This is a genomic window from Acinetobacter sp. KB005 (assembly GCF_049949095.1).
In the GTDB taxonomy this organism is placed as follows: domain Bacteria; phylum Pseudomonadota; class Gammaproteobacteria; order Pseudomonadales; family Moraxellaceae; genus Acinetobacter; species Acinetobacter calcoaceticus.
This window is the reverse complement of record NZ_CP188191.1, coordinates 1,437,236-1,456,304: the sequence shown is the minus strand read 5'-3', so window position 1 is coordinate 1,456,304 and position 19,069 is coordinate 1,437,236. Positions and strand designations below refer to the sequence as shown.

The 19,069-nt window shown below is 37.8% G+C and carries 15 protein-coding genes; 9 read left to right on the top strand and 6 right to left on the bottom strand.

Annotation, left to right across the window (positions count from 1 at the left end; translation table 11 throughout):
* Nucleotides 1-41: 41 nt before the first annotated feature.
* A complete protein-coding gene (locus tag ACPF64_RS07110; RefSeq protein ID WP_270903928.1) occupies nt 42-905 on the bottom strand; it encodes a hypothetical protein in 864 nt (287 codons plus the stop codon).
* A gap of 322 nt (nt 906-1,227) precedes the next feature.
* On the opposite strand from ACPF64_RS07110, the gene ACPF64_RS07105 reads away from it, so the two are divergent.
* Nucleotides 1,228-1,800, top strand: a complete 573-nt coding sequence (locus tag ACPF64_RS07105) for a TetR/AcrR family transcriptional regulator (protein ID WP_005036868.1) — start codon at nt 1,228-1,230, stop codon at nt 1,798-1,800.
* Between the two features lie 273 nt (nt 1,801-2,073).
* On the opposite strand, the gene ACPF64_RS07100 is transcribed toward ACPF64_RS07105, so the two are convergent.
* Nucleotides 2,074-2,634 (bottom strand): TetR/AcrR family transcriptional regulator, encoded by a 561-nt coding sequence (locus ACPF64_RS07100; protein WP_426455890.1) that lies wholly within the window; start codon nt 2,632-2,634, stop codon nt 2,074-2,076.
* Between the two features lie 407 nt (nt 2,635-3,041).
* On the opposite strand from ACPF64_RS07100, the gene ACPF64_RS07095 reads away from it, so the two are divergent.
* Both ACPF64_RS07095 and ACPF64_RS07090 read left to right on the top strand, forming a co-directional pair.
* Nucleotides 3,042-3,551: a helix-turn-helix domain-containing protein gene (locus ACPF64_RS07095; protein WP_270902241.1), complete on the top strand. Its 510-nt coding sequence runs from the start codon at nt 3,042-3,044 to the stop codon at nt 3,549-3,551.
* A 5-nt stretch (nt 3,552-3,556) separates the two neighbouring features.
* Nucleotides 3,557-4,426: an IS3 family transposase gene (locus ACPF64_RS07090; RefSeq protein ID WP_426456114.1), complete on the top strand. Its 870-nt coding sequence runs from the start codon at nt 3,557-3,559 to the stop codon at nt 4,424-4,426.
* Nucleotides 4,427-4,774: 348 nt separating this feature from the next.
* On the opposite strand, the gene ACPF64_RS07085 is transcribed toward ACPF64_RS07090, so the two are convergent.
* The 4 genes from ACPF64_RS07085 to ACPF64_RS07070 all read right to left on the bottom strand — a co-directional run bounded on the left by ACPF64_RS07085 (nt 4,775) and on the right by ACPF64_RS07070 (nt 10,424).
* Nucleotides 4,775-6,829 (bottom strand): bifunctional diguanylate cyclase/phosphodiesterase, encoded by a 2,055-nt coding sequence (locus tag ACPF64_RS07085; protein ID WP_080026294.1) that lies wholly within the window; start codon nt 6,827-6,829, stop codon nt 4,775-4,777.
* 331 nt (nt 6,830-7,160) lie between these two features.
* Nucleotides 7,161-8,177 (bottom strand): ketol-acid reductoisomerase, encoded by a 1,017-nt coding sequence (gene ilvC, locus ACPF64_RS07080; RefSeq protein WP_003654954.1) that lies wholly within the window; start codon nt 8,175-8,177, stop codon nt 7,161-7,163.
* A 31-nt stretch (nt 8,178-8,208) separates the two neighbouring features.
* Nucleotides 8,209-8,700: an acetolactate synthase small subunit gene (ilvN, locus tag ACPF64_RS07075; protein WP_001215920.1), complete on the bottom strand. Its 492-nt coding sequence runs from the start codon at nt 8,698-8,700 to the stop codon at nt 8,209-8,211.
* Nucleotides 8,700-10,424 carry an acetolactate synthase 3 large subunit gene (locus ACPF64_RS07070; protein WP_003654952.1) on the bottom strand — a complete coding sequence of 575 codons (1,725 nt, stop codon included), beginning with the start codon at nt 10,422-10,424 and terminating at the stop codon, nt 8,700-8,702. The genes ilvN and ACPF64_RS07070 overlap by 1 nt, the downstream gene beginning before the upstream one ends.
* A 503-nt stretch (nt 10,425-10,927) precedes the next feature.
* Between ACPF64_RS07070 and ACPF64_RS07065 the strand changes: the two genes are divergently transcribed.
* The 6 genes from ACPF64_RS07065 (at nt 10,928) to ACPF64_RS07040 (ending at nt 19,065) form a co-directional block, all read left to right on the top strand.
* Nucleotides 10,928-11,263, top strand: coding sequence for a DUF4124 domain-containing protein (locus tag ACPF64_RS07065; RefSeq protein WP_426455889.1), 336 nt, complete (start codon nt 10,928-10,930; stop codon nt 11,261-11,263).
* A 187-nt stretch (nt 11,264-11,450) separates the two neighbouring features.
* Nucleotides 11,451-14,075: a leucine--tRNA ligase gene (gene leuS, locus ACPF64_RS07060; protein WP_426455888.1), complete on the top strand. Its 2,625-nt coding sequence runs from the start codon at nt 11,451-11,453 to the stop codon at nt 14,073-14,075.
* A gap of 27 nt (nt 14,076-14,102) precedes the next feature.
* Entirely contained in the window at nt 14,103-14,612 is a 510-nt protein-coding gene (gene lptE, locus ACPF64_RS07055; RefSeq protein ID WP_092707358.1) for an LPS assembly lipoprotein LptE, read from the top strand.
* Nucleotides 14,613-14,630: 18 nt separating this feature from the next.
* Nucleotides 14,631-15,620 (top strand): DNA polymerase III subunit delta, encoded by a 990-nt coding sequence (holA, locus tag ACPF64_RS07050; RefSeq protein ID WP_017391267.1) that lies wholly within the window; start codon nt 14,631-14,633, stop codon nt 15,618-15,620.
* Between the two features lie 107 nt (nt 15,621-15,727).
* Entirely contained in the window at nt 15,728-17,068 is a 1,341-nt protein-coding gene (locus ACPF64_RS07045; protein WP_426455887.1) for a MacA family efflux pump subunit, read from the top strand.
* Between the two features lie 2 nt (nt 17,069-17,070).
* The gene (locus tag ACPF64_RS07040) at nt 17,071-19,065 is read left to right on the top strand and encodes a MacB family efflux pump subunit (protein WP_151743489.1); all 1,995 of its coding nucleotides are present in this window, start codon (nt 17,071-17,073) and stop codon (nt 19,063-19,065) included.
* Nucleotides 19,066-19,069 lie beyond the last annotated feature (4 nt).

The window sequence follows — 19,069 nt, the reverse complement described above, 5'->3', positions numbered from 1 at the left end:
TCCGATTGCGGATGGGCTTTTTTAGGACTTAGCAGAATATCTTATGCCAGTTTCTTTTCTTCAATAAATTGCACATCGGCAATTTGTACATTCCAGAACTCATTCCATAAAGCACAATAATCAATACATAGCTTGGTTAAGCCTTCATAATCATCTTTTGTAATTGCTTGCGCCAAGGTAAACCAAAGGTCATCCTGATGGTCATCATCAGCGGCCTCAGACGTTTCATCAGTAGATACACCATGCACATGGTAATATCCGCCACCTTCAACATCGATATTCACAAATTTGGTCGCTTGACGTAATGGAGGGCTAAACAGAATAACCTCTTCTTCGGCAACTGCTAACAATGCAACTACATTGATATAACTATCATAAGAAGATTCTAAGAATGAACGAACCTGATCTGCGGCTTGTGAAGGTTTATAATTACGGCGATCATCTTCCGTTAGACCATAATCATTAAGTAAATCTTCATACAATGGATAATGAGCATATTCAGGATTCCCCAAATAATAATCATCTTTACCTAATCCCGGTCTAAAACCGAATTCATCAAGTACATTTAAACTTAATAATACACGTGGAAACATTTTAGCTCCAGAATGGAGTTTTGGTTCCAGTTGTTTTGTTTGGAACTGCGCTTGTAATAAAGCATCAGTAAAAATCTGTACAATTGCATGACGATATTCTAAATGAATATGAGTTAAAGTATCCTTATCTAGATAACCGTGATTTAACATTTCAATTGCAGGATGTTTACAAACTGGTAATTCTGCAATTTTATTTCTTAACTGTTTGAGAAAATTTAAATTTTCATCCCATTGTTTTGCAGGAATACTATTTCTCATCCCCTGCAATGCTTTTTCTCGTGGATTATTAAAATCTTCAAATTTTTTTGACATAATCATTCTCAATAAAAAGTTTTTTCTTATAGTTAAGTGGGGTATTCCCTTATTTCAATTTGCATTCAATTGCTAAAATAAAATCCATATACCCATCCTTAACAACCTGATATTATGTCTATTAACTCAACAAATCAATGGATTAATTAATAATATTTAAAAAAGTAAATTATTGCCAACCAAATATATAAAATATTATTTTTTAAGATTAACCAAACTATTGAATAAATATAGTTTTTTAAATATTATAAAATAAGTTTTATTTAAGCTTTAACACTTACAATAGCAAAGTTAATCAAAAATATTCGCGACGGTGAACACGATGACAAAAAGAGAAAATATTATAACAACAGCAACATCCCTTTTTAACCAGAAAAGCTATACATCTGTTGGTGTTGATAAGATTATTGCTGAGTCCAATGTGGCAAAAATGACTTTTTATAAGTACTTTTCTTCTAAAGAAAACTTAATTGAAGAGTGCCTTCATGAAAGAAATTTAGAAATCCAATCTTCAATATTAGGAAAAATTAATAATATTAACAATCCTTTAATTAGACTTAAAACCATTTTCAACTGGTATATCGACTGGATTAATGCAGATGATTTCAATGGTTGTTTATTTAAAAAAGCCACCATTGAAGTTCTACAATTGTACCCATCTATTAAAGATCAGGTTAATAAATATCGAGAATGGATTTACAAATTGGTTTTCTCAACATGTGTAGAATTAGAAATAAAAGATGCCCATACACTTACCAGTCTTTTCCTTAATATTATTGATGGCATCATTATTGATGGCACAATAAATAAATCAAAAATTAATTCTGAACAAACATGGTCTTATATAACAAAGCTTATTAATTTTGAGGAAACTCAAGCGTGCTCCGCCGCTTAATATATCAATTTAATAGTTTTAGGTGTTTTGTAGAAGAATTAAAATATCATTAAAAAATGAGTAGAGCATGAATTACAGCTCTACTGATAAAATCCATCTAAATTATTGTCACCCCCCTATAAAAGCAAAGCCCCTGCTATTTTAAATACAGGAGCCACTCTCATTTCCTTTACTTTAATTTTATAATTTATATAAATTTAAGGCGTTAAAATAAGAGTTTTATTAAGAATAACTAAACCTTTACTACTTATAACTATGCACATTTATATATTATTAATCCATCGCTATATTCCGTAAGAAATACTCCAATAACGCATCTCTATCATCCACACTATTTTCACCTAAAAGCTGAACCATAGCCCCATCCACCACAAATAAAAACATGTGTGCATCTTCTTTTGATGCCTCTGAGTTCTTTGTTAAAAGCAGTCTATAAATCTCGCTAATGAGCCAGTTTCTGTACTCAACCACTATTTGATAAGCCTTTGGGTAAAGCTTTTCAATTTCAAAAATAGCTTTAAATAGCAGATGATAAAGGCCTTCTAAATCTGCATGTAAGAAGTAAATTTTGCGGAGTTTTTCAATTACGGTTAATTCTTTCTGAACATAGATGATTGAAAGCACCTCTTGTTTTAAACCATCCTTTTGAAAGGTTAAACTCATTTCAATGAGTCTTTCTTTTGAGTGAAAGTAATTATAAAAGGTAGCTTTGGGGAGTTTTGCTGCTTCAATAATTCGGTCTACCCCGACTTTGTGAAAACCATAATTATTAAAGAGATATCTTGCAGAATGAAGCACGCCTAAAGCACGAAATGGGAGATCTAAATGTTGCATAGTTTTACCGTTATAAAAATAAGTTCTTGTTGTGTCTCAATGAGATAAAACTGCCTAGGCTCTTGTTTTAAGCAAAAAAAGGCATGCAAAGGCCCTCGAAAGACTGCCTCAGCGCATCTCAAGTTTTATTGTTGATATGATTTTTTTGGTTGTGACGAGCTAATGCTTGAAAACCCAAAGGTCATCAAACCGCGCTATAGACTAGTCTGGAGGTATAAAAATAGAATGCATAGCCAACTCCTTTATATGGGGAGTTCTGCCAAAGCATTAATCAAGAATTATGGTGGCAGAACGAAAGAGGGTTAGCAGACTGGTGAAAGATTTAACCAGCACACCCGAGGGTGTCCCTCTCCCGTCCTGAACTGCACCCCATAAGTTAGACTTTTTAAACTTATAAGGTGTGACCTATGCCAGTTCCAAAGCATTCAAAAGAGTTAAAACTCAAAGTAATTCAGGCTTATTTAGATGGTAGTAAAGGCTATAAAATTCTTTCCAAAGAGTTTAATGTAGATCTCCAAACCATTCGGTTATGGATTGAAAACTATAAGGCACATGGTACTGATGGGCTTAATATTAAAATTCAAAAAACTTATTATTCTTCAGAATTTAAAATCAATGCAATACAAATGCTTCTTGATAAGATACCCGTAAGAGAAGTAAGAAGACGGTTAAATCTGAGCGGGACGTCAATTTTAAGAAGATGGCTAGCTCTGTATCATAAAGAAGGGATTGCTGGGTTTAATACTAAACGGACTTATACCAATATGACTAAGCAAGATAAAACTAAAACAGTGAAACCAACAAGAGATGATAAAGACAAGTCTCAGCAAGAGCTCATTGATGAGCTTACAGCTTTACGCGCAGAGGTCGCTTTTTTAAAAAAGCTAAAAGCCTTAAAACTGAAGCAACGTACTTAAATTCAATTTGTACTGCAGACAGTGTTCAAATTATTTCAGAATTAAGGCAAATTTATCCATTAAAGCTCTTACTCAGTATTGCCAAGATAGCCCGTAGTACTTATTTCTACCACATGAAAGCTGTACGTACTAATGATAAATATACTGAGTTAAAACAGCAGATTAAGTCCATATACCATAAGCATAAGGGATGCTATGGCTATCGTAGAATTACTCTTGCTCTGAAAAGTACAGGAATAATGATTAACCATAAATGTGTATATCGACTCATGAAAACTATGGGACTTAAATCACGTATCAGAGCACTAAAATATCGCTCATATAAAAGTGGTTGTGTCGGGATAGTGGCTGATAACGTTTTAAAACGGCAATTTAAAGCAAATCGACCAAATCAGAAATGGGCAACTGATGTAACGGAATTTAATGTGAACGGTGAAAAACTTTACCTATCCCCGATTATCGATTTATTTAATGGGGAAATTATTACATTCCGAATCCAACGCAAACTCAATTATGAGTTAGTAAAAGATATGCTCATTCATGCTTTGGCTAAACTTAAACGACATGAAAAACCAATTCTCCATTCCGATCAAGGATGGCAATATCAAATGGCTCATTACCAACAGCAACTAAAACAACATGGTTTAATTCAAAGTATGTCTCGTAAGGGAAATTGTTTGGATAATGCTGTAATAGAAAGCTTCTTTGGAATATTAAAATCGGAATGCTTTCATGGTGAAAAATTTCAATCAATTGATGAATTAGAGAAAGCTATACAAGAGTACATTCATTATTATAATCATGAGAGAATCAAAGTGAAGCTACAAGGTTTATCCCCTGTACAATATAGAAATCAGTTTTTAAAAACTGCTTAATTAACTGTCCAACTTTATGGGGTCAGATCATCCTACCGCTACGGGAGGAGACGAGGAGTTTACGCATAAGACTATCCCTCAGACGGAATAACTCTGATGCGATCTTTCATCACGGTCTGCTAAAACCGACTGGCAATGTAGGCCAGCTTGCAAAGGATAATCTGAGAGTTTATAGGTGTCAATGTAGCTTTTATGACAAGATTTTAAATTTCTTATTGTTTTTCATTAGATTAAATTAATTATTATTTTAAATATTATATATAATCAAATAATTTTAATTGAAAATTTATTGAGAACTCAGTCAGCAGTCTTTTAAAAAATTGGAGTAACCTAATCTATCTATTAAGACTAAGCAAAATGAGCGCCTTGAGACTCAATGAGCTGATCAACCTGAACTGGCATTCCCAATAAATAACCTTGGAATTGCTGACATCCTAAACGGGTTAAAATCTCAACCTGCTGCTGAGTTTCCACACCTTCTGCCGTTACGGTTAAACCTAACTTTTTCGCTAAATGAATAATACTTTCTAGAATAACTTCTTCTTTTGAACCGGGTTTTAAATCAACAATAAAGCCACGGTCAATTTTCAATTCATCTACAGGTAAGTCTTTTAAATATAAGAAGCTCGAATGCCCTGTTCCAAAATCATCAATGGCAACACGAATTCCCATGTCACGTAAGCGCTCACAAGCTCGGATACTCAAGTCAATATGCCGCATTGCGGTTGATTCAGTAATTTCAACAATTAAGTGGTGAGGTTGAATTTGATATTTTTTTAATAATGCTTCGAGTGTACTAAATAACTTTTTATTTTCAAATTGTAGTGCCGATAAGTTCACAGCGACTGGATAAAATGGCGTGTTACTGCGCTCCCACTCCTGAATTTGCAGGCAAGCTTGCTCAAGCGCCCAATATCCCATTGGAATGATCAAACCAGTTTTTTCCGCACCTTCAATGAACATATGCGGAGTAAGTATTCCTAACGCTGGATGGTTCCAACGGATTAATGCCTCAACTCCACAAACTTCAAGATTGGTATTAAATTTTGGTTGGTAATATAAGATGAACTGTTTTTCTTCTACGGCTTTATAAAGATCATTGATCAGTTTTGACTGACTTCTGGTTTCTTGCTGATGGGTTGAATAACTAAAGATGGTATACGTATTTCGGCCTTGTTCTTTAGACATGAGCATGGCGGCATCAGCGTTCATGAGTAAGTCCTGAACATTCTGTCCATGCTCAGGAAAGAGTGCCACACCCAAACTTGCAGAAATATTAATTTCCTTACCAGAAATTTGATAGCTTTCCTGAATCAGTTGTAAAACCTTCTCGGCTAAAACAACCGCTTCGTCTGCATTTGTATTTTCTGCAATAAGCAAAAACTCATCACCACCGATTCTAAGCAGCTTACATTTTTCATTGAGTTGCCAATGCAAACGATTCGCCATTTGAATGAGTAATTGATCACCGATATGATGCCCAAAAGCATCGTTAACCGATTTAAATCGGTCTAAATCAATATATAGAAAAGCAATTTTCTGGTCTTTATATCGATGATCTGAAAGTAATACTTCTGCATAATCAACCAAGTAAAGACGGTTTGGTAGTTTAGTTAAATTATCTTGTATAGAGAGGTTTGCTAATTCTTTATTTGCCTTACGCAACTCTAAATTTTGTTGAGTAAGCCGCTGTTCCAACATCGCAACAATAAAACTTGCGACCAGTACCAAACATGTGACCAAGATAATCGTAAATAATAATAGGTCATGTTCAGCCTGATATTGACTAATAAATTTATCAGTAATATTCGTCGCAATGAGCGCTGTATAGTGCATTCCCATAATACTTAAGGTCATCATTACCGAAAATGCGATTTTCAAAGTTAGACGATGGCGTTCGGTATCTTTTAATTTATAGGCTAATAAAAATGCCAGCCCTGAACCGCTCATCGCAATTAATACAGAAAATAATAGCAAGAAAGAGGTGTAATCTTTTTTGTAGATATTAATATTCCAGCCCAACATACTAATGTAATATGAAGCTGAAATTCCGATTCCCATAATAATAGAACTTAAAATGAGCCGGAATAAAGGTAGCGTAAAACGTGAAGTCAACCACATGGCGATGCACGATAGCAAAGCACTAATGGCAAATGAAACGGTAATTAAAGGAATATTCGAGTTGACTGTTTCAAACAGATGATAAGCTTGTATACCAATAATATGAACAATGCTAATTGCTGATGCCAGCAATAATCCATTGATAAATAGAATTAAAAACTCAAATTTTTTATAGATTTGCTTGAATATTAATTGTTCCATGGAAATTACAAGAAAGCAAATGATGCCAGCTGCAATAAAAGAGCCGACGATCAATGTGCTATCGTAATCAACATGACCCATAGTGGACTTCCATGATTATTCAATACTTTTTTTTATTTTGTTCAACTCATTGCCCAAAATACAATTAAACATGTTAAAGAAATTTTAGTAAATTTGACTTATTCAGTCAGTTATAAACAATAACATTATCTATCTTTTGGTCAAGTATTTTTTACTTTATAAATCAATAGACTAAATAAAAAAATAAGCAGCCAATTATATGAAAAATATAGAATTTATTTAATCCAGTCAAGTTGACTCAATCGCTCTTTTTCATATTCAAATAAAACAGTATAAAAAAAGAACCCTGCTTAATGCAGGGTTCTTTTAAAGCTTTTTTAGAAAAAGAAAATTAGTTCTTTTCTTTGTCTACGATTTTGTTTGCTTGAATCCAAGGCATCATCGCGCGTAACTTATTACCAGTTACTTCAATACCATGCGCAGCATTTTGACGACGACGAGCAGTCATAGATGGGTAGTTTAATGCACCCTCTTGAATGAACATCTTCGCGTATTCGCCAGATTGAATACGTTTCAATGCATTACGCATTGCTTCACGAGACTGTTCGTTAATTACTTCAGTACCAGTTACATATTCGCCATACTCAGCATTGTTAGATACTGAGTAGTTCATGTCAGCGATACCGCCTTCGAACATTAAGTCAACGATCAATTTAAGTTCGTGTAAACATTCGAAGTAAGCCATTTCTGGTGCATAACCAGCTTCAACTAAAGTTTCGAAGCCCATTTTCACGAGTTCAACCGCACCACCACAAAGAACTGCTTGCTCACCGAATAAGTCAGTTTCAGTTTCTTCACGGAATGAAGTTTCGATAATACCAGTACGACCGCCACCTACACCTGAAGCATAAGAAAGAGCAACGTTACGTGCATTACCAGAAGCATCTTGGTGAATTGCGATTAAGTCAGGAACACCTGAACCACGTTGGTATTCTGAACGAACTGTGTGACCAGGTGCTTTCGGAGCAACCATGATTACATCTAAGTCTTTACGTGGAACAACTTGGTTATAAAGAATTGAGAAACCATGAGCAAATGCTAAAGTTGCGCCTTCTTTGATGTTTGGCTCAATCACGTCACGGTAAAGTTGTGATTGGAATTCATCTGGAGTCAAAATCATTACGAGGTCAGCTTGCTTAACAGCAGCAGGAACTTCTGCAACTTTAAGACCAGCATTTTCAGCTTTCTTCCAAGAAGCTGAATCTGCGCGTAAACCGACAGTTACGTCTACGCCTGAGTCTTTAAGGTTAAGTGCATGAGCATGACCTTGAGAGCCGTAACCAACAATCGCTACTTTCTTGCCTTGGATGATTGATAAGTCACAGTCTTTATCGTAAAAAATTTGCATTTGTGTTCTCCGCTAAAATACTTTTAAAAAATTAAATGGCTAATACTTTTTCGCCACGGGCGATACCAGATACACCTGAACGAACGACTTCTAGAATAGTGTTTTCTGCAAGCGCATCGATAAAACCATCTAATTTTTCAGTTGTCCCTGCTATTTGAATGGTATAGGTAGTTGGTGTCACGTCTACAATTTGCGCACGGAAAATATCCGCTGTTCGCTTAATTTCAGCACGTGAAGCACCTAACGCTTTTACTTTAATCAACATCAGTTCACGCTCAATGTGTGAACCTTCTGATAAATCTACTACTTTTACAACTTCAACAAGTTTGTTGAGCTGCTTTGTAATCTGTTCAATCTTATGGTCATCGCCATAAGTAGTTAACGTCAGACGTGATAAAGTTGGGTCTTCGGTTGGAGCTACATTCAACGTTTCAATGTTGTAGTTACGTTGACTGAATAAACCCACCAAACGAGAAAGCGCACCAGCTTCGTTTTCAACGAGTACAGAAATAATATGTCTCATTATGTACGCTCCCCTTTACCTAACCACATATCCTTCATTGACTGACCTGCGATCAGCATTGGATAAACATGTTCTGTACGATCAACCATGACATTAATGAATACACATTTATCATTAATTGCCATTGCTTCAGCAAGCTTCGACTCTAGTTCATCAGCATGATCAATTTGGATACCAACATGACCATATGCTTCCATTAACTTGCCAAAATCAGGTAATGATTCAACATATGAGCTTGAGTGACGGCCTTCATAGTTCATATCTTGCCATTGTTTAACCATACCTAAAGCACGGTTATTCAAGCACAAGATCTTCACGTTCATACCGTATTGCTTACAAGTTGAAAGCTCCTGAATACACATCTGAATTGAAGCTTCACCGGTAATACAAACTACCTGTTGATCTGGGAAAGCTAACTTGGCTGCCATTGCATAAGGTAAACCTACGCCCATGGTGCCTAATCCGCCTGAGTTAATCCATTGACGTGGACGTTTGTACTTGTAATACAACGCACCAAACATTTGGTGTTGACCCACATCCGAAGTAATGATGGCATCACCATTGGTCGCTTTATATAAAGCTTCAACAACTTGCTGTGGCTTCATTGTGCCATCAGCCAGTGTTTCATACTTCAAGCCATGAACTTTACGCCATTCATTAATTTGATCCCACCATGCAGCAATTGCTTCAGGGTTAGGCTTAGACACATTCAATTGTTTCAATTGCGTCAACATTTCCTGAAGTACAGGCTCAACTGCCCCTACAATCGGAATATGCGCCATGATCGTTTTTGAAATGCTCGCCGGATCAATATCAATATGAATAACTTTGGCATTCACACAAAATTTTGCAGGATTATTGGTTACTCGGTCATCAAAACGTGCACCAATTGCAAGAATGACGTCAGCATTATGCATCGCCATGTTTGCTTCATAAGTACCGTGCATACCCAACATGCCCACAAACTGTGGATCATCGCCAGGGAAGCCACCAAGACCCATAAGTGTATTTGTCACTGGGTAGCCCAACAAATGAGCTAACTCAGTCAATAATGCAGATGCATTACCTTGAACAACACCGCCACCAGTATAAATTACAGGGCGTTTAGCACTTAAAAGCTCATCAATCGCTTTGCGAATTTGACCAGAATGACCACGTGAAGGTGGCTGATAAGAACGCATCTTCACTTTTTCAGGATATTCGTACGCAAATTTTTCTGCAGGATTTGTCGCATCTTTTGGAATATCGACTACAACTGGGCCAGGACGGCCACTTGATGCAATATAAAATGCTTTTTTGATAATTGCAGGAATTTCACTTGCGTGACGAACTTGGAAGCTGTGTTTCACGATAGGACGTGAAATACCCACCATATCAGTTTCCTGGAAAGCGTCTTCACCAATAAGATGTGATGCAACTTGGCCAGACAAAATCACCATTGGGATTGAGTCCATATAAGCTGTTGCAATTGGAGTCACAGTATTAGTTGCGCCAGGTCCAGAAGTGACCAGTACTACGCCAGTCTTACCTGTCGCACGCGAGTAAGCATCTGCCATATGACCAGCAGCTTGTTCATGACGTACGAGGTAATGATTAATTTTGTCTTGTTGAAATAGCGCATCATAAATATGTAATACAGCGCCGCCTGGATAACCAAAAACATGTTCAACGCCTTCGTCCGCAAGAGCACGAACGAGCATTTCACCACCAGATAAAAGTTCCAACGTGATTCACCCTAAATTCTTTATCACTATTTATGGAAGGCACAAATAGTGTTTCATTCATTGAATTGTCTGCACTGTTATAGCACACATATTGTCTAGTTTTCGTTGCAATAGAAAAATTTCTGTTTTTCAGCCGTATAAGCTTTTTTAACATTAATAAAGCATGTCTGGATATACATACTTTAAGTAAAATCAATCTCTCGGCTAGAGAGAATGTCTATTACAAAACATGACGGTTATTCGAAGGGTGATCAAATAATCGCATATAAAACTAAAGGAAGCATTTTTGTTGTTTAATTCACTAAAGTCAAGATTAAAGAAAAGGTTTTTCCATAAAAATTTTTAGCTGCTTCTTTTTTAATCTAAAATTAAATCGTAAATTTGGTAGTTCTAATCCCTATTTATTAAAAATAATTATTCTTTTTATATAAAACCATACATTGTAAATTGCTTATTTATAAACTTTATTTAAATATAGTCAGCTTTTTTGGGGAAGATCTGATATGAATTTATCTTATTTAAAAACAAGCTTATATACAGTAGTAACAACGGTAATTTTAATTTACTCAAGTCAAAGTCAGGCACAGCAATATTATAAATGGATGGATAAAAGTGGCTCTACACATTACACCACGACTCCGCCACCTAAGAGTGCAAAACATTTGAACAAAGTTTCAACTTACGGCAGCCAACCATCCGTAAAAAATTCGACACCCACCTCAGAACAACAACCTCAAGATAAAACAGATAAAGTAGTGCAAGAAACAGCGAACGTAGAACAGGACAAAGGTGTACCCGCTGTACCAGTTCCGCCCGCCCCATCCGCAGCAGCACGATAACTAAAATGAGAGTGGTGAATATTTTCACCACTCTTCTATTATTTAAAATAAAGAAGAATAGATTGAGAAATGTTTATTGCTCATATTAAAAGATAAAATCCTGATCTAAAAACTGACATTTCCCCTTATTTTGCGCTATGCTGTGCAGCAATCTTTCATTTCAATTTTCGTTGTATAGCTTACGTCTATGACTATTTCTCACATTGACCCCGAATATCAAGCAAACACGATTGAACCATCAGTTCAACAAGATTGGGAAAATCGTAAAGTCTTTAAAGTTGCCGACACTGTCGAAGGTAAACATCGCTACATCCTGTCAATGTTTCCTTACCCAAGCGGCAAGCTGCATATGGGGCATGTGCGTAACTATACAATTGGCGATGTTATTAGCCGTTTTTACCGTTTAAAAGGCGAAACCGTGCTACAACCTATGGGTTGGGATGCATTCGGTCTACCTGCTGAAAATGCAGCAATTGCCCATAAAGTTGCTCCGGCAAAATGGACATTTGAAAACATCGCTTACATGCGTGACCAATTAAAAAAATTGGGTCTATCTGTAGACTGGGATCGCGAGTTCGCAACTTGTACACCAGAGTATTATCACTGGGAACAATGGTTATTTGTTCAGCTTTATAAAAAAGGCCTGATCTACCGTAAACTTTCAACAGTAAACTGGGATCCAGTTGACCAAACAGTTTTGGCAAACGAACAAGTTGAAAATGGTCGTGGCTGGCGCTCAGGTGCATTGGTTGAAAAACGCGACATTCCAATGTACTACTTCCGTATTACGGATTATGCACAAGAATTATTAGACGATCTTGACACCCTACAAGACGGTTGGCCTCAACAAGTGTTGACCATGCAACGTAACTGGATTGGTCGCTCTACTGGCATGGAAATTACTTTCCCATCTGCCAATACTGAAATTTATGCTGACGGTTTAACTGTTTATACAACACGTGCCGACACGCTAATGGGTGTGACATATGTTGCTGTTGCAGCAGAACACCCCCTTGCGCTTAAAGCTGCTGAAACTAACCCTGAATTGGCTGCATTTATTGAAGAATGCCGTATGGGTTCAGTTGCAGAAGCGGACTTGGCGACAGCTGAGAAAAAAGGCATGGCAACAGGCTTGTTTGTAAAACATCCTGTAACTGGTGAAGAGCTTCCTGTTTGGATTGCAAACTACGTATTAATGTCTTATGGCTCTGGCGCTGTTATGGCTGTGCCTGCACATGACGAACGTGATTTTGAATTTGCTAACAAGTTTAATTTAGCAATCAAGCAAGTGATTGATGCTAAAGGCGCTGAAGATGCAGACTACTCTGCAACCCAGTGGCAAGAATGGTACGGTTCTAAAGAAGGTAAACTTGTTAACTCTGGCGAGTTTGACGGTTTAGAATTCCAAGCTGCTTTTGATGCATTCCTTGCAAAATTAGAACCACAAAATTTAGCAAATTCTAAAGTTCAATTCCGTTTACGTGACTGGGGTGTATCTCGTCAACGTTACTGGGGTTGTCCAATTCCAATGATTAACTGTGATACTTGTGGTCAAGTCACAGTACCTGAAGATCAACTGCCTGTTGTATTACCAACAGACGTTGTACCAGATGGTTCAGGCAACCCGCTTAATAAAATGCCTGAATTTTATGAAACTAAATGTCCTTGTTGTGGCGGCGATGCACGTCGTGAAACAGATACTTTAGATACTTTCGTAGAGTCATCTTGGTACTATGCACGTTATGCTTCTCCAGACTTCACTGGTGGTATGGTTAAACCTGAAGCAGCTCAAAACTGGCTTCCTGTAAACCAATACATCGGTGGTGTTGAGCACGCAATTCTTCACTTACTTTATGCACGTTTCTTCCACAAATTAATGCGTGATGAAGGCGTTGTACAAGGTAATGAACCATTTACCAACTTGTTAACTCAAGGCATGGTGCTTGCAGATACGTTCTATCGTGAAGCAGAAAATGGTAAGAAAACTTGGTTTAACCCAGCTGATATTGAGCTAGAGCGCGATGAAAAAGGTCGTATTCTTTCTGCAAAATACTCAGGTGATGGTCAAGAAGTTGTCATCGGCGGACAAGAAAAAATGTCTAAGTCGAAAAACAACGGTATCGATCCACAAGCGATTATTGATCAATACGGTGCAGATACTGCTCGTGTATTCATGATGTTTGCTGCTCCACCAGATCAATCTTTAGAATGGTCTGATGCAGGTGTTGAAGGTGCAAACCGTTTCTTGAAACGTGTATGGCGTCTTGTAGCAGGCTTCCTTGAAAAAGGAAACTCAACTTCTACAATCGATACTGCAAACTTGTCTAAAGATGCTCAAGATTTACGTCGTAAAACACACGAAACCATTCAAAAGGTAAGTGATGATATTGAACGTCGTCATGCATTCAATACTGCTATTGCTGCTTTAATGGAGTTATTAAATGCGAGCAACAAGTTTGAAGCAAAAGATGACAACGACATTGCTGTAGAACGTGAAGCGATCACTACACTTTTAACTTTGCTCGAACCATTTGCACCACATTTAAGCCAAACTTTATTGGCTCAATTTGGTACAGATGTTACAGCAGCAACGTTCCCTGAAGTGGATGCTTCTGCATTAACACGTAATACGCAAACGATTGTTGTACAGGTTAACGGTAAACTTCGCGGTAAACTTGAAGTTTCTGTTGATATTTCTAAAGAAGATCTATTAGCTCAAGCTAAAGCTCTACCAGAAGTTCAACAATTCTTAACCGGACCAACAAAAAAAGAAATTGTGGTTCCAAATAAACTAGTTAACCTCGTGGTTTAATTAAAGTTATTAATGAGAGGATCAAGCATGCACTTAGCCAAACGTTTAGCCGCTGTTGTTTTAACCTTAGGCCTTAGTGCAGGCTTAGTCGGGTGTGGATTTCACTTAAAAGGAACCAACCCGACTGCGACTCCGCTTGTTTATAAAAAGTTAAGCCTTGAGTTACCAGCTAAAACTGATGATTTGGAAACGCAGTTAAAAGTGTATTTGGCTGCCAATGGTGTTCAATTCAGTAATGATAGTGATGCCTATGTACTCCGTGTTTTGGAATACACACCACGTCGTCAGCTTTTAAATGGAAAACTGACAGAAGTATTATTACGCCTAACCGTAACCTTCCAGATTGAAGATCGTCAGGGTAATAAAATTACTGAACCACGCTCATTAACTGCATCTCGTAGTTATCAATATGACTTGGCAACAGTCAACACTGAAAATCAGCAAGAAACTTACTTACAACATATTGTGATTGATGATATTGCACAACAAATTACTCGTCAGATTTCAGCAAATCGTTTGCCAAAAGCTCAGCCTTAATCTGTATTTTTGCCTGCAATGAAAATTGACTATTTACAAGCCTTAAAACGTACTCCGGAAGCTCGGGGTGCGTGGATTTTGCATGGGCAAGAGCCCTTATTAGAACAAAATTTATTAGATGCCTTTCGCAAAAGCTGGCAACAACAAGAAGTTGAAAGACAGCGCTATGATATTAGTAGCGTGAGCGACTGGAAAAATGTCTTTAATGCACTTAATAGCTTATCTTTATTTTCTCAACAGCTTGCTATTGAAGTACATGGAAATATAAAACCTGATGCAAATGGCTTAAAACAACTTAAAAGTTATATACAACATAATGAACATAACCTGTTATTAATTGTTTTACCCAAACAAGATAGTAGCAGCTTAAAATCTGCTTTTTTTCAAGTTGTTGAAGCAAATGGGGTTGTAGTTGCTCTAACGGCAAATTACCCACAAGACCGTCAACGTATTTTAAACGTAGAAGCAGAAAAGCTAGAGATTCAACTCGACAATGATGCTTGGCAGTGGTTAATGCAACATCATGAGCACAATTTGCTTGCAGCTAAAAATAGCTTGATGCGTGTAAGAGACACATTTCCAGACCAAAAACTGATTTTGATTGAGCATTTATATGCTTGTTTACAAGATCAATCACGCTATACCACCTATGATTTAAGTGATGCGTTATTAGAAGGCAACCTTGGCCAATCTATTAAGATTTTTCAATATCTAATTGCAGCAGGCGAACCAGATAGTCTGATTTTATGGACTTTAAGTAAAGAAATGCGCTTGTTGATGCAATTGTTTGAGCAACCTCATAATGCCCTACAGCTTGGTATATGGAAAACTAAGGTTGGTTTATATCAACAAGCCTTAAGAAGACTAAATCCACAACAGTTTTTAGGCTGGTCTACCCTTCTATTGCAAATTGATGCAGCAATTAAAGGAATGTCGAACGAAAATGCAGAACATTTAATGCAACAGGCGATTGCTGAATTATGTGGGAAAACACTATTTATACAATAATTCGGCTGAATCATTTTTCTTCATTCCTGAAATATCATAAAAATTCACGTTTTATCCTCATTTCGCTTTTATACTAAATTAAATTTTAAACTTTTCGACCTCTCGCCATGCCAAAAATAAAGCCAATCAAACTTGTTATTATCATCATCTGTATAGTCATTATTGCTCTTTTAGCCTGGAAGTTTTTCAAGCCAAAACAGCAGCAGCCACAATATATTACTGCCGAAGTAACACGCGGGGATATTGAAAATAATGTACTTGCAACGGGTACACTTGATGCAACCAAACTGATTAGTGTCGGTGCACAGGTATCTGGTCAGGTTAAAAAGATGTATGTACAACTGGGCGATCAGGTTAAGCAAGGTCAACTTATTGCGCAAATTGATTCAACCACACAAGAAAATAGTTTAAAAACTTCTGATGCGAATATTAAAAATTTAGAAGCACAGCGCCTTCAACAAGTTGCTTCTTTGAATGAAAAGCAACTTGAATACCGCCGTCAGCAACAAATGTATGCGCAAGATGCGACACCACGCGCTGATCTAGAATCGGCTGAAGCAAGCTATAAAACAGCTCAAGCACAAATCAAAGCATTAGATGCGCAAATCGAATCTGCAAAAGTGACTAGATCTACGGCGCAAACCAATATTGGTTATACACGTATTCTTGCTCCAACTGATGGTACGGTTGTCGCAATTGTGACTGAAGAAGGTCAAACGGTAAACGCAAACCAAAGTGCGCCAACAATTGTCAAAATTGCAAAATTACAAAATATGACGATCAAGGCTCAAGTCAGTGAAGCTGACATTATGAAAGTTGAGAAAGGACAACAGGTTTATTTCACTACCTTAGGCGAAGACACTAAGCGTTACGCAACCTTACGACAAATTGAGCCTGCTCCAGATTCAATTTCTAGCGAATCAACAAGTACAACAAGCTCAACAACAAGTTCAGCTGTTTACTATAATGCCCTATTTGATGTGCCAAATACCGATGGTAAATTGCGTATTGATATGACTGCTCAAGTTTATATCGTTTTAAATTCAGCTAAAAATGCCCTGCTCGTTCCTTCATCAGCGCTTAGCTCTAAACAATTTTCAGGTCAAAGAAAATCAGGTCAGTCATCTGATAAAGCAAGCTCTACACCTGAAGCTGCTAAAAAATCTCAAGGGAACGGAGCTCGTTTAGAGCGTCTTAACCTGACTGCTGAGCAAAAACAGTTAATTGAACAAGGCAAGTTAACTTTAAGTGTTGTACGCATATTACAAGCCGATGGCACAGCTAAACCAACTCAGATTTTGGTTGGCATCAACAACCGTGTAAATGCGCAAGTTCTTGCGGGCTTAAAACAAGGTGATCAAGTTGTCATTGCCGATAGCGCAGATACTTCTGCTGCATCAGCTAATAGTAGTAATAACCGTCGCCGTAGTGGCCCAATGGGAATGTAAGCATGACAAAACAAGCTTTGCTTGAAGTCAGCAATCTGGTCCGGGAATTCCCTGCTGGCGAAAGCACAATACAAATTTTAAAAGGGATTGACCTTACCATTTATGAAGGCGAACTGGTTGCCATTGTCGGCCAGTCTGGTTCGGGTAAGTCAACGCTCATGAACATTTTGGGCTGCTTAGACCGCCCTACCAGTGGTAGTTACAAAGTTAGTGGGCAAGAGACTGGTAAGTTAGAGCCAGATCAGCTCGCTCGACTACGTCGTGAATATTTTGGTTTTATTTTCCAGCGCTACCATTTACTGGGTGACTTATCGGCTGAAGGCAACGTTGAGGTTCCAGCAGTTTATGCAGGTGTTACGCCTTCTGAGCGTAAACAACGCGCAACAGCTCTACTTACCGAATTAGGATTAGGCACTAAAACACTTAATAGACCAAGTCAGCTTTCTGGTGGTCAGCAGCAACGTGTTTCTATTGCCCGTGCCCTCATGAATGGTGGAGATGTCATCCTTGCGGATGAACCAACAGGAGCGCTCGACTCTCATAGTGGTGTTGAAGTTATGCGTATTTTGCGTGAACTCAATGCTGCTGGTCACACTATTATTCTGGTGACACACGATATGCAAGTTGCAAAAAATGCGACTCGTATTATCGAGATTAGTGACGGAGAAATTATTAGTGACCGTCCTAATGTTCCAGATCAAGCAGCCGAACCAATCAAGTCTGATCCTGATGCTGCTCCTGCTTTACAAGGTAAACAGAAGAAAGGCAAAAGTATTTCCGCATGGCGTTCAACTTTAGATCGTTTGTCTGAAGCTTTTCAAATGGCTTTACTGTCTATGAATGCCCATCGCATGCGTACTTTTTTAACCATGCTTGGGATCATTATTGGTATTGCCTCTGTTGTTACCGTGGTCGCTCTAGGTAAAGGTTCTCAACAACAGATTTTAAGCAATATTAGTAGTCTAGGAACAAATACGATTACGGTGTTTCAGGGCCGTGGTTTTGGTGACAACTCCAAAACTGCAAGCTTTAAGACCTTGGTTCCTGCCGATGCCGATGCGTTAATGACTCAACCTTATGTCAGTGCAGTCAGCCCAATCGTCAGTACATCAAAAACCATGCGTTACCAGCAGAATGAAGCAAACGCGACCATTAATGGTGTGAGTAACGATTATTTCGATGTAAAAGGTTTAGTCTTTAAAGATGGACAAACTTTTGACCAACGTAGTGTACGTGATCGTTCACAAGATGTAGTGATTGATACCAATACACAAAAACAATTCTTCGGCGATGGTAGCAATCCAATTGGCCAAGTCGTACTGCTCGGTAGCGTACCAGCGCGCATTATCGGGGTTGTAGAACCGCAAACAAGCGGCATGGGCTCAGATGACACGTTAAATGTCTATATGCCTTATACAACCGTAATGAGCCGTATGCTAGGTCAGTCTAATGTCCGCAATATCGTGGTTCGTATTAATGACAAATATTCAACTACAGCCGCAGAAAATGCGATTGTAAACTTATTAACCCAGCGCCATGGTGCACAAGATATTTTCACTATGAACAGTGACAGTATCCGTCAAACCATTGAAAAAACAACCAGCACGATGACCCTTCTGGTTTCAGCAATTGCTGTAATTTCATTGGTCGTTGGTGGTATCGGGGTTATGAATATTATGCTGGTTTCTGTGACTGAACGTACTCAGGAAATTGGTGTACGTATGGCTGTAGGCGCACGTCAAAGTGATATTTTGCAGCAATTTCTTATTGAAGCAATTTTAGTCTGTTTAATTGGTGGTGTACTTGGTGTCTTACTGTCACTTGGCCTTGGACAACTCATTAATAAATTTGCTGGCGGTAACTTTAGCGTGGCTTATTCAAGCACTTCTATTATTGCAGCATTTGTGTGTTCAACACTGATTGGTGTCGTTTTTGGTTTCTTACCAGCCAAGAATGCGGCAAAACTCGACCCAGTTGCAGCACTATCACGAGAATAAGGAA